The 16,052-nt window shown below is 64.2% G+C and carries 10 protein-coding genes; 6 read left to right on the forward strand and 4 right to left on the reverse strand.

Going from position 1 to position 16,052, the window contains the following annotated elements:
- Positions 1-8 precede the first annotated feature (8 nt).
- Genes ACQKPE_RS11665 through ACQKPE_RS11690 form a run of 6 tightly spaced genes read left to right on the forward strand, consistent with a single transcriptional unit; the run spans position 9 to position 4,302 of the window.
- The gene (locus tag ACQKPE_RS11665; RefSeq protein ID WP_427665928.1) at positions 9-482 is read left to right on the forward strand and encodes a hypothetical protein; all 474 of its coding nucleotides are present in this window, start codon (positions 9-11) and stop codon (positions 480-482) included.
- A complete protein-coding gene (gene sctQ / locus ACQKPE_RS11670; protein ID WP_427665930.1) occupies positions 479-1,510 on the forward strand; it encodes a type III secretion system cytoplasmic ring protein SctQ in 1,032 nt (343 codons plus the stop codon). The genes ACQKPE_RS11665 and sctQ overlap by 4 nt, the downstream gene beginning before the upstream one ends.
- Positions 1,507-2,163 carry a type III secretion system export apparatus subunit SctR gene (gene sctR / locus ACQKPE_RS11675; protein ID WP_427665931.1) on the forward strand — a complete coding sequence of 219 codons (657 nt, stop codon included), beginning with the start codon at positions 1,507-1,509 and terminating at the stop codon, positions 2,161-2,163. Before sctQ ends, sctR begins: the two co-directional genes overlap by 4 nt.
- 4 nt (positions 2,164-2,167) lie before the next feature.
- Positions 2,168-2,437: an EscS/YscS/HrcS family type III secretion system export apparatus protein gene (locus ACQKPE_RS11680; protein ID WP_375099509.1), complete on the forward strand. Its 270-nt coding sequence runs from the start codon at positions 2,168-2,170 to the stop codon at positions 2,435-2,437.
- 7 nt (positions 2,438-2,444) lie between these two features.
- Positions 2,445-3,263: a type III secretion system export apparatus subunit SctT gene (gene sctT / locus ACQKPE_RS11685; RefSeq protein ID WP_427665933.1), complete on the forward strand. Its 819-nt coding sequence runs from the start codon at positions 2,445-2,447 to the stop codon at positions 3,261-3,263.
- On the forward strand, positions 3,256-4,302 hold the full coding sequence (locus ACQKPE_RS11690) for an EscU/YscU/HrcU family type III secretion system export apparatus switch protein (RefSeq protein WP_427665935.1): 1,047 nt from the start codon (positions 3,256-3,258) through the stop codon (positions 4,300-4,302). Before sctT ends, ACQKPE_RS11690 begins: the two co-directional genes overlap by 8 nt.
- A gap of 200 nt (positions 4,303-4,502) precedes the next feature.
- On the opposite strand, the gene ACQKPE_RS11695 is transcribed toward ACQKPE_RS11690, so the two are convergent.
- From ACQKPE_RS11695 to ACQKPE_RS11710, 4 genes are all read right to left on the reverse strand, one after another.
- Entirely contained in the window at positions 4,503-8,069 is a 3,567-nt protein-coding gene (locus ACQKPE_RS11695; protein WP_427665936.1) for a hypothetical protein, read from the reverse strand.
- 164 nt (positions 8,070-8,233) lie between these two features.
- Positions 8,234-11,086 carry an ATP-binding protein gene (locus tag ACQKPE_RS11700; protein ID WP_427665938.1) on the reverse strand — a complete coding sequence of 951 codons (2,853 nt, stop codon included), beginning with the start codon at positions 11,084-11,086 and terminating at the stop codon, positions 8,234-8,236.
- Positions 11,087-11,914: 828 nt separating this feature from the next.
- Positions 11,915-15,238, reverse strand: a complete 3,324-nt coding sequence (locus ACQKPE_RS11705; protein ID WP_427665939.1) for a type III effector HrpK domain-containing protein — start codon at positions 15,236-15,238, stop codon at positions 11,915-11,917.
- Between the two features lie 306 nt (positions 15,239-15,544).
- Positions 15,545-16,048, reverse strand: coding sequence for a DUF1097 domain-containing protein (locus tag ACQKPE_RS11710; protein ID WP_427665941.1), 504 nt, complete (start codon positions 16,046-16,048; stop codon positions 15,545-15,547).
- Between the last annotated feature and the right edge of the window lie 4 nt (positions 16,049-16,052).

A 16,052-nucleotide genomic window follows, 5' to 3' on the forward strand; every position in this document is an offset into this window, starting at 1 on the left:
AAGCGCCGATGAACGCCCACGACCTGAAGAACCTGCAAGCCCTGCGGCAACTGCGTGAGCAACGCGCCGGCAGCCAGTTGGCCGCGCAGCGCATGCGCTGCCGGGAAAGCCACGCGGCCCTGGACGATGCCCGCGAGCGCCTGCACCAGCACCGTGAGGCCGCCGCCCACGAGGCTGAAAAACTCTATGGTCGCTTCAGTGAGGGCCTGTCGGTCAGTGCCTGGCTTGCGGCGCAATTGCGCCTGGACGAGCTTGAAAGCGACCAGCAGGCCTTGCTCGGCGGCATCGACCAGGCGCACGCAGACCTGGCGCACCAGGAGCAGGCCCGTAGCGCCTTGCAAGTGATGCATGCCCAGCGCCAGCGCCAGGTCGAAGCCTGGGACGACGTGGTGCGCCAGCACACGCAGGGCGAACGGCGCGCCGGTGAGCGGCGCGAAGACAGCGACGACCTGTTCGCCCCGCTCGCGGATATCGCGCCTTGACCACCCTGAATATGCCAGCGTCCACGGATGCCCTGGCGTTTTCCCAGGCCCTGGCCTTGTACGACCCGGCGTGGCAGCCCTTGCACCGGCGTCTGCATCGCCCACGCCAGCCCTGGCAGGGCCGCTTCGGCGAGTACGCCTTGCAGGTCGAGTGGCAGGTGAGCATGGCGCCGGGCAACGAGCCGTTGCGGGTGGTGTGGTTGACCTTGGGCGAGTCGCCGCTGTGGTTGGCGCTGCCCCGACAGGCCTTGCGGCTGCTGGCGCTGCCCGATGATCTGGCCCTGGTGAGCCCGGCGTCGGCGCTGCTGCTGGAGCAGGCGTTGTTGCCGCTGATCGAGCCGCTCGAGCAGGCGCTGGGGCTGACGTTGCAGGTGCTTGAACGAGCCCCCGAGACACCGTCGAACCTGGCGCCGTTGCAGCTCGAACTGCGCGTGACCATCGATGGCACGCCGATGCCCGTGCAGCTGCGCAGCGATGCCGAGGGCTGGGCAGTGCTGCTCGATGCGCTGGACCGGTATATCGCACCGGCCCCCCTGGACCTTGGCCCGTTGCCCTTGCTGTTGCAGGTCGACGCTGGCGAGGCCTGGCTGACCCTGGCCGAGCTGCGCAGCCTGTTGCCGGGCGATGTGGTGATGCTCGAGCCCTGGGCCGAGGCCCAGGTACGCCTGCACCTGGGTGGGCAATTGATGCTGAAGGCGCAGCGCGATGGCCAGCGCCTGCGGCTACTCGAAACTCCAAACGTACTGGCGGTGGTGAAGGAGCGATCTATGAGTGATGTAGAGGTCGGGGCCGACGGCCTCGATAGCAGTCTGGATGAGCTGCAACTGAAGCTGGTCTGCCAGGTGGGCAGTGTCGAGCTGAGCTTCGCCCAGTTGCGCGAACTGGGTGTCGGCAGCGTGCTGGAGCTGGCGCCGCGCATGCATGAAGGGGTCGACTTGATGATCAATGGCCGCCGCGTCGGCCAGGGCCAGCTGGTGAAGGTGGGAGATGGCCTGGGGGTGCGCGTGCTGAGTTTCGCCGTCTCATGAGCGGGTACCAGCCCAACCTGGTCGAGATCATCCTGGTCGTCGCCTCCATCGGCTTGATACCGCTGGCGGTGGTGACCCTGACCGGCTTCCTGAAAATCTCCGTGGTGCTGTTCCTGATCCGCAACGCCTTGGGTGTGCAGCAGACGCCGCCGAACCTGGTGCTGTACGGCATCGCCCTGATCCTCTCGGTGTATGTCACCACGCCCTTGATCGGCGACATGTACCGCGCCGCGCAAAGCCATGGTTTGCAGATGGACAACGCCGAGCAGGTCAAGGCCCTTGGCCAGGCCCTGCGCCCGCCGTTGCAGGCGCACCTGTCGCGTTTTGCCAACGAAAGCGAGCGTGGGTTCTTCGTGCAGGCCACGGAGAACGTCTGGTCGCCCGAGGCCCGCGCCGACCTGCGCGACGATGACCTGGTGGTGTTGATTCCGGCGTTCGTCAGCTCCGAGCTGACCCGCGCGTTCGAGATCGGTTTCTTGCTGTACATCCCGTTCCTGGTGATCGACCTGCTGGTGTCGAACGTGCTGATGGCCATGGGCATGTCGATGGTTTCGCCCACCTTGATATCGATTCCGTTGAAGCTGTTCCTGTTCGTGGCGCTGAGCGGTTGGTCGCGCTTGATGCATGGTCTGATTCTGAGCTACGGGGGCTGAGGCGATGGGGCAGGACGTATTCCTTTCACTGATGAAACAGGCGCTGATGACCGTGCTGCTGCTGTCGGCACCGGCCCTGGGTGTGGCAATCCTGGTGGGCCTGGGCGTTGGCCTGTTGCAGGCGCTGACGCAGATCCAGGACCAGACCCTGCCGCAGGTGGTCAAGCTGGTGGCGGTGCTGCTGCTGATCGTCTTCGTCGGCCCGTTGCTGGCCGGGCAGGTGCTGGCCCTCGGCGATCAGGTGCTGGACAACTTCGCCCTGTGGACGCGCTGACCTAGCCATGGACGCGGCCCTTGCCAACCAGTTCTTCGAAATCGCCTACCCAACCATCAGCTCGGCGGCGCTGGCCAGTGCCCGGGCCATGGGCGTGGTGGTCATCACCCCGGCGTTCAACCGCCTGGGCCTGACCGGGATGATCCGCAGCTGCGCCGCCGTGGCCATCTCGGTGCCGATGTTCGTACCGGTGTTCGAGGTGTTCACCGGCCTGCCCGAGCATGGCGGCTTCTGGTTGCTGGGGCTGCTGCTCAAGGAGTTCCTGGTGGGGGTGCTGGTGGGGTTGCTGTTCGGTATTCCGTTCTGGGCGGCAGAGGTGGCGGGCGAGCTGATCGACCTGCAACGCGGCTCGACCATGGCCCAGCTGGTCGACCCCTTGTCGTCGGGGGAGTCCGGAGTGATGTCGACCTTGCTGACGGTGATGCTGATTGCCCTGTACTTCATGTCCGGCGGGTTCATCCTGATGGTCGACGGCTACCTGAACAGCTACCGGTTGTGGCCGGTCGGCGACTTCACGCCGCTGTTCTCCGACTCGGCAGTGCTGGCGGTACTGGCGATTCTCGACCAGGTGATGCGCATCGGCGTGCTGATGGTGGCGCCGCTGATCATCGCCTTGCTCGTCACCGACCTGATGCTCGCCTACCTGTCGCGCATGGCGCCCAGCCTGCACATCTTCGATTTGTCGCTGCCGGTGAAGAACCTGTTCTTCGCCATTCTCATGGTGCTGTACATCGGCTTCCTGATCCCGGTGATGCTCGACCAGCTCGCGGAATTCCGCGGCACGGTGCAGGTGCTGAAGAACCTGGTGGAGGGCGGCGATGGCTGATACCAGTGAAGAGAAGTCGCAGCCGGCCACCGACAAGAAACTCAAGGATGCGCGCAAGAAGGGCCAGGTCGCCAAGAGCCAGGATTTGGTCTCGGGCATGGTCATCCTTTGCTGCACCTTGTGCATCGCGATATTGGCGCCCAGGGCCGAGGCGCAGGTCAGCGCTTTGTTCGACCTGGTCGTGCTGATCTACGTGGAGCCGTTCGCCAGTGTGTGGCCGCAGGTATTGGACACCGCCGAGCAACTGCTGATCGACATCACCTTGCCGGTGATGGCGGTGACCGTGGTGACGGTGATCCTCACCAACCTGGTGACCCTGCGTGGCGTGGTGTTCTCGGTAGAGCCGCTGAAACCGGACTTCAAGCGCATCAACCCGGCGGAGGGCTTCAAGCGCATCTTCGCCATGCGCAATGTGATCGAGTTCCTCAAGGGGCTGGTCAAGGTGAATCTGCTGGGCCTTGCGTTCTACGTGGTGGGGCGTCATGCGTTGCAGGCGTTGATGGAGTCGTCGCGCTGCGGGCCTGAATGTTTGCAATCGACTTTCTTGCTGGTGCTAAAGCCGCTGGTGTTCACCGTGCTAGCCGCGTTCCTGGTGCTGGGTGCGGCGGATGTGCTGATGCAGCGTTGGCTGTTCGGCCGGGAAATGCGCATGACCCGCAGTGAGCAGAAGCGCGAGCGCAAGGACATCGACGGCGACCCGTTGATCAAGGCCGAGCTGCGTCGCCAGCGCCAGGAAATGCAGGCCATGGCCACCAAGCTGGGCTTGGCCCGGGCGTCGTTGATGGTGGGTGTGGCCGGTGGCTGGGTGGTGGGCTTGCGCTACGTGCGTGGCGAAACCCCGGTGCCGGTGGTGGTGTGCCGCTACGAGCCGGAGGAGGGCGCGCGGGTGCTGGCCGAGGCTGCGCAGTTGGGCATCGCCCATGCACCGCAAGAACGGCTGGCGGCGGAGCTGGCCCGGCGCACGGTGGCTGGGGATCCGGTGCCGGACAGTACGTTCCAGGCCGTGGCGGATTTGCTGGTGGCGGCGCGATTGATTTGAGAGTGGTCTTTTGTTGAATCAGTTCTGCTTCTAAAAGGCGAAAGCACCCACGGTGGTGCATGGCCGGGGCTTTGCCCCGGTTCGCGGGCAAGCCCGCTCCTACAGAATTTCTTGACCCTGTAGGAGCGGGCTTGTCGGGGCGCCGAACCGCCGCGAACACCGGCGACGCCGGTGCCATTCGCAGATTACCTGTGCTGGCCTCAGCTGTTCTCTACCGGCTTGTACGCCCCGCCATACCCATCCCCGACCATCCAGATGATATTGCCGTTGTCATCGATCCACTCCGAGGGCTTGAGCGAGTACTTGTAGTCTTCCGAGCGCCGGTTGTTGCCATCGCCCACGTAGTCCGGGTGGTCCTTGCGGTTGTCGCCGCGAATGCTCGAGCGGGCATCCCATTCTTCCTTGCGGAAGTCGAAGATGCTGCGGTCGCCCGGCGCATCGCGCTGGCCCCAGTCCGACAGGTAGGTCTGCAGCCACACATAGGCTTCATCGCCGTTGGGCTTGAGCAAACCATCCTGCTTGAAGTCCTGGATCTGGTCCCATTTCTGCAACGATACCTTGTGCAGCTTGGCCGACTTGATGTCCCCCAGGATCGCCCCGACGAACGAGAACACCCCGGAGAACAGGAAGCCCACCGGCCCGAGCAGCGGCACCAGGCGCCCGGTAACGCCGATTGCCCCGGCCACGCTACCGGCCGCGCCTATCAGGCTGCTGGCCCCGCCCGCCACCGACAGCGAGCCGGAGGCGATCTTGATCGGGTCTTTCTCGCGCACGCCATCGCGGATGGTCAGGCCGCCGGTGACCACGCTGATCACCCCGCCCACCACGTCCGCCCCGGCGCCGATGACCTTGATGGCGCTGCCGGCGAAGCGCGCGACCTTGCCGGCCCCCGCGACCCCGCCACGCTTTTCGATACCCGACTCGATGCCTTCGTGCAGCTTGGTCATCGAGGCCTCGTCGAACGGCTGGCCGTTGAGCGCCTTGCTCACATCCCGGCCTTCGCCCATGGCGTCGTCGATGATGTTGTAGTAGTTGTTCTGCACATCCTGCACGGTACGTGGCACGCCGTCTGGGGCGTTGGCGCCGGGCTTGCTCCAGATCGCCGGCACCGAGCGATCCAGGCCCATCAGCTTGTAGGCGTTGGTGCCGAACGCCTTGTCGAAGGCCTTGGTGCCCAGGGTTGCGAAGTGTGAGCCGGTGCTGAGGAAACCAATGAAGTCGTTGGCGATACCCACCCGCTCGCGCGGGGTGTCGGCCAGGCTGCCGCCTTTGCCCGCCAACTGGTAGATGGCCCGGCCCAGGGAAATGGCGCCGCCCATCGAACCCAGCACGCCATTGTCGCTGAGGAACGAAATGGCGCGGGTGAAGGCGCTGCGGTTCTCGGCGCTGAGGTTTGGCATCAGCTCGGTGCCGACGGCCCGGTTGATATCGTCCAGGGTGACGGTGCCATTGGCCTGCCAGACGTCGCCCAGGTGGGTCATGACCTTGCCGAAGTCGGCGGCCATCCTGCCATCCTTGCCCAGCAACTCGACGAACTTCTCGTAGGTGGCCAGCCCGCGCCGTGGCAGGGCATCGCCGCCAGCCTTGATCGCTTGCAGGATCAACAGCGCCTGGTCGGTGGTGGCCAGCGCGGTGTTTTCGTCGGAGATCTTGCTGGGGTCGGCCAGCAGCTTGTCCAGCTCTTGGGTGTAGCCGTCGATTTGCAGGTTCTGCAGGAACTCATCGGCCCTGCTCGGGTCAAGGTCGGCCAGGCTTGCATAGGCGCTCTGGATCTCCTGGGTGGCGAGCTCGGTCTGGCCGTTGGCCTGGAGGCTGTCGATGTACTTGGCGAAGGCGTCCGAGGAGGTGCTGTCGAGCAGCTTCTGGCGGGTTTCGTCGACCTTCGCCGAACCGCCCTCGACCTTGCCCAGGGCGCTGTCGTGGGCGGCCTTAAGGTCCTTGACGATGGTGTCGTTGCCGAGCAGTTCGGTCATCTGCGCATCGATGGCCTTGACGTCGAAGATCTCGTCGCGCACATCGCGCGAGGTGACGGTGATCGCGTCGGTGGCATTGCCGTGGTTGCCGAAGCCATGCTCGGGGATGATCTGCATGCCGTGCTCGGACATGCTCTTGGCTTCCAGCGCGCGGACGAACTTGGCGCGCGGGTCGTCCTGGGCGATGCTGCCGTCCTTGATGCCTGCGCGGTAGCCGTCGACCAGCTCTTTGATCGCCAGGTCGCGTACCGACAGGGCCTGGCCGTCCTCACCCTTTTCCGTGGTGGGCAGCTCGTCCACCGTCACCTCCTTGAGCGGCGGCAGGCCGTGTTCGGCGCGCAGGGCGTCGACGTCGGTGATCTGCTCGGCGATGCTGGTGCGGTAGGCGCTGATCTGCTCGAACATCTGCGGGTTGTCGAATTGCGAGACGACGATCTTCTGTTCTTCGCCACCGGGCTTGCGCTGGGTGAAGGCGATCAGACCTGGGCCATAGTCGCCAGCGCCACCCACGCTCATGATGTCCTCGGTGGACGACAGGTATTCGTCGGGGCTGGCCTTGCGGTAGCCGTCAGCGGCCGCTTTCTCGATCCCGGCCAAGGTCTGGCCCTTGGCGCTGTACTCGAGGAAGGCTTCGGGGGCGATGTGCTTGGACACCACCACCAGGTTGCCGTCGGTCTTGGTGACCACCACGATGCCATCGGTGGGGGTGTCGACCTTGCTGATGTCGCCCATGCCCAGGGTGCCTTCGTTGCGTGCTTGCAGATGCTGGCCAGGAAGCTTGCGGGCGTTCACCAGGTAGTCGAAGGCCGGGGTGCCCTTGGTGTCGTCCAGGGCCTTGAGGTAGTCGTAGAGCTGGCTGCCACGGTTCTGTGCGGTCGGCTGGTTGGCTGCGGCCGAGGGCACGCTGTCGAGCGCATCGTAGCCGCGGTCATGGGCGGCGGCATCGTCGCGGCTGATCATGTACTTGTGGCCGTCGTGCTCGAACAGGATCACACCGTTGTCCTGGTCGTGCGACACCACCTTGAGCTTGTCCACGTCCAGCCCGCCGGGCAGGCCGGTGACCTGCTCGTAGCCCTTGGCCTTGCCCGCCTCGAGCGCTTCCAGGGTCTTGCCGGCGCCGCTGTAGGCGGCGAAGGCCTCGGGGGTGATGCCCTTGGCGATGATGACCTGCTGGCCGTTGTGCAGCGTGACCTTGAGTACACCGTCGACAGGTTGGGTGACCTTGTCGATGTTCTCCAGCAGGAAGTTGCCATCGTCCTTGCGCAGCAGCGTCTGGTCGGGGTTGGCGTAGCTGCCCTTGATGATCTCGAAGGCGGGTGTGCCCTGGGTTTCGGCCAGGGTGTCGAGCAGGTTGTACAGCTGCGTACCGTGGTCCGGGCCGACGGGCGTGCGGGTGGGAACGGCGTGGCCGAAGCGCAGGCTTTCGAGGGTCTCGAAACCGGGCTGGGCATCCTGCGCGGCCTGCTCGCTGATCTGGTACTGCTTGCCGGCATGCTCGAAATAGATCACGCCGGCCTCGCTGTCCCTGGCCACCACCTTGAGCGTATCGATATCGAGGGTTTCCGGCAGTTGGACGATGCTCTGGTAGCGCTCGGCGTCGGCGGGTTTCTGGTTCTCCACCTTGGGGGTGTGGGTGCTGGCCAGCACCCTGGGTTTGAAGCCGTCCTCGGTGGCCGGTTGCTGCGTACCAGTGAACAGTAGGCGGGTCTTGTTCAAGACGTCTTCGAAGGCACTGCCTACCGGGCGCTGCGAAGAGGTGCCCTTGGCGGGCGTTGGTTCGGGTTTGCTGATCATGGCACTGTCCGTGTGGGGACGGCAGCATTACGCGAACAGGCGGCGACTGACCCGTGCCACCTGGCAGGCACATCGCGTGGCCGCTATCGAGGTTCGTTGGGAACCTCGAGGGTAATTTGAAGCGGGGCCACCGATTACAAACCTTTACGTCTTTTAACAAGGTTTCACGTATGTGAAACCTGTGTGCTCGCCTGTTGGCGTTCCTGGCGGCGTTGTTCCCAGCTTTGATCGACCTCGCGGGGCTGGAGTGGCGTGGTGTTGCGGTTGGCCAGTTGCGACAGGTTGGCGGCGATGCGCCCGGCCCAGAAGCGCGCGCCCTGCTGGTTGGCTTCGGCCATGGCCAGGTTCAGGGTTTCCAGCACCTGGGCACGATGCTCAGGGTTGTCCGACTGGGCCAGCAGTTGCGACTTGACCCGCAACAGCTCGGGGCGGAACCAGAACTCTTGCCGGGCGGCGGTGACGTCCAGGGTCTGCTCGATGATTTCCACGGCCAGTTGCGCCAGCCCCAGGCGTGCCAAGCCCTGGGCATATTCGCTGCGCACCAGGCAGTAGAGTGGGCTGCCGCCCAGGGCCTGCAAGTGGTCGAGGGCTTCGCTCAGGCCGCGCACGCCGTCTTCGACCTGGCCATCGCGAATCGCCAGGATATGTTCGAAGCAGCGGATGAACAGGCGCCACACCGGCATTTCATGGCCATCCAGGCTGCTGCCCAGGCGCTGGAGGAATTCGCGGCTGCGTTTTTCGTGGCCGACCAGCAGGGTCACCGGAATGGCGCTGAAGGTCAGGGTATACCAGAGGCTGGCCGGGTGATGCAGGCCGGTGGCGGCATCGACGTTGCCTTCGAGGGTCAGCAGCGCCTGGCCGACCTGGCCTTGCAGCAACTGGACCTGCGCCTTGAGCGAGCGTGCCGCGATGGACTGGTCGAAGTGGCTGTCGACCACATGGCTTCGGGGCGTCTGCGGGAAGCTCAAGGCCTCGTTGATGGCTTGTCGCGCGCCCTCGAAGTCGGCCATGTAGAACAGTGGGCTGGCACGCATGCGCCGCCCCAGCAGGCGCCGCTCGAGGCTGTTGGTATGGTCGCTGAGCTGGATGTAGCGCTCGGCCAGTTGCAAGGCTTCCTGATGCCGGTTGCAGCAACACAGGTCGTGCCACAGGCCCCACAGGCCCCGCAGTTCATGTTCGTAGTCGCCCAGGGTGCGGGCGTCGTCGATCACGTGCTGCCAGGCCGTACGAATTGCCTGGCCGGCACCTTGGGCCAGGGTCATGACGCTGGCCGAGATGGTCAGCAGTTGCATGCGTTGGCGGGTGCTGGCAGCAGCGAACAGCAGGCCGCTGTTGACCCACTCGTGGCATTCCTCGATCAGCGACAGGCGCAGCCACAGGGGCACGCTCGCCAGCACCAGCTCCACGCCCAGGGTTGGGTCGCCCTGGTCGCCGAAGCACCAGGTCAGGGCGGCGCGTACGCAGTCGATGTTCTGGCTTTGCTGGGCTAGCCAGGCCTCTGGGGCCAGCTGTTCGAGCTCGAGCGAGGCGCGGCGTTGTTCGCCCAGGGTGTACCTGGCATGACGCTGCGCGAGGGCCCGGGCATTGGGGTGCTGGCCGAGTTTCTGGGCGGCGTACAGGCGCGTGCTGTGGGTCAGCCGGTAGCGTTTCACTGGGGTGGCGCTGGCGGCCAGCAACAGCGATTTGTCCAGCAAGCCTTCGAGCAGCCAGGCCGAGTCCTGGAACTGGCCTGGGCTGACATCGACCACGGCCTTGGCGCTGGCCAGGGTGAAGGAACCGGCGAAGACCGACAGCTGGTGCAGCATTGCCTGCTCTTGGGCGCTCAGGCGAGCATGGCTCCAGTCCAGCAAAGCTTGCAGCGTGCGATGACGCGGCGAGCTGTTGCGCCGGCTGGCCATCTGCAAGCGGAATTCACCTTCGAGCAGTTCCACCAGGTAGCCCAGGCCAAAGGCCCTGACGTGGGAAGCGGCGATTTCGATGGCCAACGGGTTGCCGTCGAGCATGCGGCAGATCGCCTGGGCCGCAGGCACCTCGGCATCGCTGAAGCGAAAGCCGCTGTCCAGTGCGGCGGCGCGCTCCACCAGCAGGCGGACCGCCGGGGCAGTGAGCGCCTCGTCGGCGCAGCAGGCATGAGTGCTGGTCTGCGCGCACAACGGTGGCACTTCGTGGACGAACTCGCCTTCGATGTGCAGTGGCTCACGGCTGGTGAGCAGGATATGGCAGGACGGCACCAGGCGCAGCAGCGCTTCGACGGTGGCTGCAGTGTCTTCCAGGGCCTGGTCGCAGTTATCGAGGATCAACAGGTGGCGGCTGTTGCCCAGCCGAGCGGCGAGCTCGGTCAGCGGCTCAGGGCTGGCCTCGATGCCCAGGGCGCTGGCGAGCTGCTGGGCCACACCGCTGAGGGTGTCGGTGAGGTCGAGGAGGGTGCGCCCCCCAGGAAAATCTACCTCCAGGGCATTGGCCAAGGCCAGTGCCAGGGTGCTCTTGCCGATGCCGCCGCTGCCGGTAAGGGTTATCAGGCGGCGCCCACGCAGCTCTTCACCCAAGGCCTGCAAGGTATGCTCATGCCCCATGACGCTACCGCTCAGGCTCGGCAGTTCAGGCTCTGGCCTGGGCGCCATGGCCGGTGCAACGCTGGCTTCACGGACAGTCACCGGCGCCACGAAGCGATAGCCTCGGCCTGGCACCGTGACGATATGGGTGAAGTCGCCTTCGTCACCCAGCACGCGGCGTAGTGTGGTCATCTGCGCGCGCAGGTTGCATTCCTCGACCACCACCTTGGGCCAGACCAGCGCCAGCAGTTCGTTCTTCTCCAGCAGCTCGCCACTGCGGCTGGCCAGGGTGACCAGCAGTTGCAGGGCGCGGCTGCCCAAATGCACAGGTTCACCGTGCTTGAACAGCAGCTGCTGCTGGGGGAAGAGCACGAAGGGGCCGAAGCACAAGGCGTTCTCCGGGTCGGGGAGGTCCAGGGCGTCGAGGGTGACTATCGTTCCGGGCTGGGGTCTGTTGAAGGGCATGATCAAACCTTTGTGAATGAGTTAGTTATCGGCGATTACAGGCGCCTTTTATGGGTTCACAGGGACAGAGAAACGGCACTTCCGGAGTAATAGTTTCTATGTTCGTCTCAATACCTTTCGAAGCAGGGCAATGTGCCAGTGCACGGAATTTCACAGCAGTAGGTTGTGTGAAAGTTGTGTGTAGCCGAGGTTGTCGGCAGGGAAAAGAGCGCAAGTATCGTGCCATGGTAATTACGATGCAGTCGAAGGGGCGGGGTAGAACTCTCGGGGAAAATTATGACGATATAACTTCGGTGTTCGAATGTTCGGTAATCCGGATGAGCCAGCGGCGTGTTGTTCGGTAAACCGAATGATGGCGACATGCTATTCATTCGAAAGGCTGATCGAAATGCGACTTGAAAATGGCCGTAAGCCAAGCTGGCAAAGGGCTACGTCAGCGGATTAAGGCTTGTATCAAAAGCGTCTCAGCGATGCGCCACAGATCTCTTGAAAGCCCCGACGACAGGCATTTGGGCTATTGGTTCGCTGGCGAAAAACCGCCAGAATTATATTTGTGAACGGTGTCGCAAAATGTAGGAAGAACAGAAGTGTTAACAAACTGATGCGGTGTGGGGGTTATAAAAGTTCGAATAGCCCGCGTTAAAAGGGCTGAACGCTATTTGAGTAATTACTCAACTGTCGCTGGGTACGATGCAAGTGTTAATAAGTGTTGTGAAATTGTTAATGTGCGCTTGAGTTGCAGTGGCGGAATGTCGCCAATGCTGTAGCGAGCCGCGTGCGCTGGAGTTTCAGAGCGTATTGAAACCGAGCGCACGCAAGCAGTCGGCGCTACGCGCCCCATCCGTAGGGGAAGTCGTACATGGCGTCCTTGTCTTTCTGGGTGACCGGGCCGCCTGTCAGCTCGTACTTGTCGAGTACCGGCTTGAGCTCACCGAAGAACTGGTCCTGCATCTTCTCGCGCTTGCTCACCTCGATGATCGGGAAGACGATCCCGAGCACCACGCCAAGCCCCGCCGTCGCCCAACCCAGCACACCGGCGAACGCGCCGGCGACGCTGCCGACGGTACCCAAGCCGAACAGCCCGGCAGCGCCCTCGATGATCGAGCTGATCGCTGCGCCCGTACCGAGGATGCCGGTGGTCAACGAGAACCCGGCATTGACCTTGTCGCCGGCGAAGGCCGCGTTGACGCCGCCGATCAGGCCCAGCACCCCACCGACGAAGCTGCCTGCCCCGCCGACGATCTTGCCCAGGTTGCCCAGGCGGTCGATGCCACCGGTTTGCTGCACCATCTTGCCGGTGGGGAAATCACCGATGCCTTGCGGTTTGCTCGGGTCGATCGGCGTGGGCTTCCACACCATCCCGTAGCCCGCTTCCTTGGCGTACTTGGTGCCGCCCTCGATGATCAGGCCAGCGAACTGCATGCCTGCCGAAACCCTTGCTGCGTTTTCGGTCGGGGTGTTGCCGCCAGTGGTGGAGCGGGCCACCAGCACGCCGCCGGCCAGCATGGCGCTGCCGATGTGCAGCAGGCCCTGCTTGTACGACTCGCTGACATTGAGCTTGAGCCCATCGATCGCCTTGGGCAGGGCATCGCTGATCTTCTCGCCCTGGCGGCCCAGGTCCCAGGTCGCGCGCACCAGTGCAACCACGTCCTGTGGTTGGATCGGTTTACCGCTGGCGTCGGTGAACAGGTTCGGGTCCTCGGCCATGGCTTTTTCGATGATGGCCGTGACCTTGGCCTCGTCGAAGTTGCCGTTGCCGTCGCCGAAGATGTCCTTGAGGGTATCGGCGGTGGCGCCGTCGACCAGGGTTTCGGACACCGCCTGGTTGATCCGCTGCTGCACCTCGGAAGCATCCTGGGCGGACACCTTGTCGCCGAGAAACTCCTTGAACAGCGCCGCCTGGGTGCCGAACTGGCTGATCGCGACCATCGGGTCGCCGCCTTTGGCGAGCGCATCGGCCAGGTCCTGGCCATTGAGGATATGTTCACGGAAATACTGTTCGATGTCCCCTGCCTTGCCGGATTTATCGGCGATGGCGGCCAGGTCCACCTTGCCATCCCCGCCCAGGGCCAGGTCGGTCAGGGTGGCATCGGTACCCGCCATGGCCAGTGCTTCGGGAAGGGAAACCGGAGTGCCGTCAGGGTGCTTGGCGGCGAGGCTGGCGTTGATGATCTCGCCGCTGTTGATGCGGCTGTCCTGGCTGTGTTGCAGGGCCTTTTTGATCGCCGGGCTCTGCGCGACGATGTCGCGCATGCCCTGGCCCTGGTTGAGCCTGAGGAAGTCCTGCACGTCCGGGTCGGCGGCGAGCTTGGCGATGGCGTCGTCGAGCTGCTGCATGACCTTGGACTTGGTCGGGTTGAGCTGGTACTCGTAGTCGGCGGTGATCCCGGCGTACAGGTCGCCGTCGACCTTGTCGCTGGCTTGCAGGCGCACGCGGGCGTCGGTGATCTCCAGCATGGCTGCGGCTTTGGTCTTGCCGTCGTAGTTTTCGGGGTGTTCGAGGATGTCCTTGCCAAGGCCGGAGGTATCCACGCCGGTCAGCGAGCCTCTGACCGAGGCGTTGCTGAGCATCATCAGCACGCCGTGGTCGTCCTTCGGCGCCTGGCCCTCCAGCCATTTGCCGAGGTTGTGCTGCTGGACGATACCGTCGTCGCGCGCGGTGGCGGGGTGGTCGCCGGCCGGGTCGAGCACGTTCCACATGCCAAGGTTGGACCAGTAGCCCGCAGCGCCCGTCAGCTCGGAACTCAGGGCCTTGTCGGTCTTGATCGCGTTGAGGTTGTCGGTGGTCAGGCTGCCGTTGTTGGCACGCTGGTTCTCGCCCTGCATGGCCGGCCCTGCACTGCTGACCAGCGAGATATTGGCCATGACCAGGGCGGCGGAGCGGGCGTTTTCCTTGGCCAGCTCCGAGGCGCCGGGATTGTTCTTGAGGAACTTGTCGTAGGCCGAGTTCGCGGCGGACAGGTCGAGGTTGGACTGGCGGATGAAGCGGTCGGTCTCAGCCCAAGTGATGACCCCGTCGCTCCTGCCCAGGCCACCGCTGTCCAGGGCGCTCATCAGGCTCGGGCTGCTGGCGATGTACTTCAGGCACGCCTGCGCTTCGGGGGGCAGGTCGCTGGGTGGGTTGGCGAAGCTGATCTTGCGGTCATGCAGGCCCCAGTTGTCCCAGTTGTCGCTGAGCATCTTCGCGGCGGCGCGTGGGCGCTCGAGGCTCTTTTCCCGTTCGCTGGGGCGCGCGTTGCCCTTGTTGCCGGTGAGGGTGTCCCATTCGCGTATGCCGCTGGCGTACTTGGAACTGTCGAGCCAGCTGGTGTCGATCACGCCGTCTGAGCCAAAGGCGCCCTTGGAGTCGTTGGCGATCGAGGCGTACAGCTCGGGGCTGATGCCCTGGGCGACGATGATTTTCTCGCCCTTGCCGTTCTCGTAGCGGATCAGCCCGTGGCCCAGTTCCTCCACACTGCCGAGGCCGGTGATGCCTTCGGCCGATTCGTCGGCACCGGCCAGGCGGTAGCCTTCAGCGGTGCTCTTGTTGATCAGCGCAAGGGTATCGGTGTCGTTGTTCACCTGGTTGAACAGGTCGTGGTTGACCTCGTTGCTAACGATGACCTTGTCGCCGGACCAGGTCTCGTAACGGATCATCCCAGGCCCGACCTCGTCGACCACGCCGATCGCCTTGTAGTCGCCAAGGCCAGGCGCCACGTCGCCTCGCTGGGCGATTCGGTAGCCCTCGGCCTTGCTCTTGTTCAGCACCTCGACGGCGTCGGTCTTGCCCGCCATGCCCTCGAACAGGTATTCGGTGATCTGCTTGATGATGACGATGGTGCGGCCGTCGCGGGTCTTGAGTTCCAGCACGTTGTCGGAAAGCTTGGTGATCGAGGCGATGTTGGCCAGGGGGATGCCGGTGTTGCCGATATCGGCCAGGTTCGGGTCGTCGAGGTGCTTGGCGACTTGCGGGTCGCCGGTGGCGAGTGCGGCGGCGAGGTTTTTCTCGCGGGGGTTTTGCACCGCAGCGCCGATGAAGATGCGCGGGCCGTTCGCTGCCTCCTGGGGCGCTTGCTTGAGTGCCAGCAACGACTTGCTGAGCGCATTTTCGAAGAAATCGGCAGCCTTTTTTCCCGTGGAGGGTTTTACGTCTTCGGTGCTGGTGGTCTTCATGACCGGGCCTCGGGCAGTGGAGAGAGGGCCGACGATAAAGAACGCTCAAGTCAGTTTTATTTCATGCTGGAAAAGGCTTTTGTTAATTAAAAATACCTTTTAAATCAATTGGATGAATGATTTTTGCGTTGAGGGTTTCGACTGCCTCGCGGTTGTGAATCAAGTGCTGCCGGTCAAGTGAAATGTCGTGAAAATCTGCTGTGGATAATGCACGGCGAGAGGGTTCGACTTTCACAAGCAACCGCTTGCCATGCTCATCGGATCTACGCGCAGGATGAGCACGGCAAGCGCTTGGGCATGTGGCGATCAGTGCGGCGAGGCAGCGGTGGTGAGCAGGCGTTTGGGCGCATGGTGCGAAAGCCAGCCGGCGAACGACCCGAGGGTGCTGGCGCTGGCCAGGTGCTGAAGGCTTTCCAGCGACGGCTCCAGGTGTGCGGCGAACCACGCCACCAGGCCGAGGAAATAGCTCAGCAGGTTGTTCAGCACCGGCAGGCCGCGCAAGCTGACTACCAGCAGGGCGACCCCGAACACCACCAAGGGGACCGCCAGCAGCGGCCCTGTCGTCGGTGCCAGCAGGCCGGTGACGGCGGCCGCGATCGCGCCAATGGTCATGCCCAGCCACACGCAGCCGAGGTTTTCCAGGGTCGAGCGGGTGGTCAGGCCGCGGGTGAAGAAGGCGATCCAGCCGATGAACATCGCCCACACCGGTAGCCCCAGGGCCAGGGCGCTGGCCGCAGCCAGCGAGGCGGTGACGGCGGCGACCAGGGTCACGGTGAAGTAAGCACGCGGTGATGCGGATGAATGGCTCATGTCG

The organism is Pseudomonas sp. NPDC089554 (assembly GCF_050280645.1).
GTDB lineage: Bacteria > Pseudomonadota > Gammaproteobacteria > Pseudomonadales > Pseudomonadaceae > Aquipseudomonas.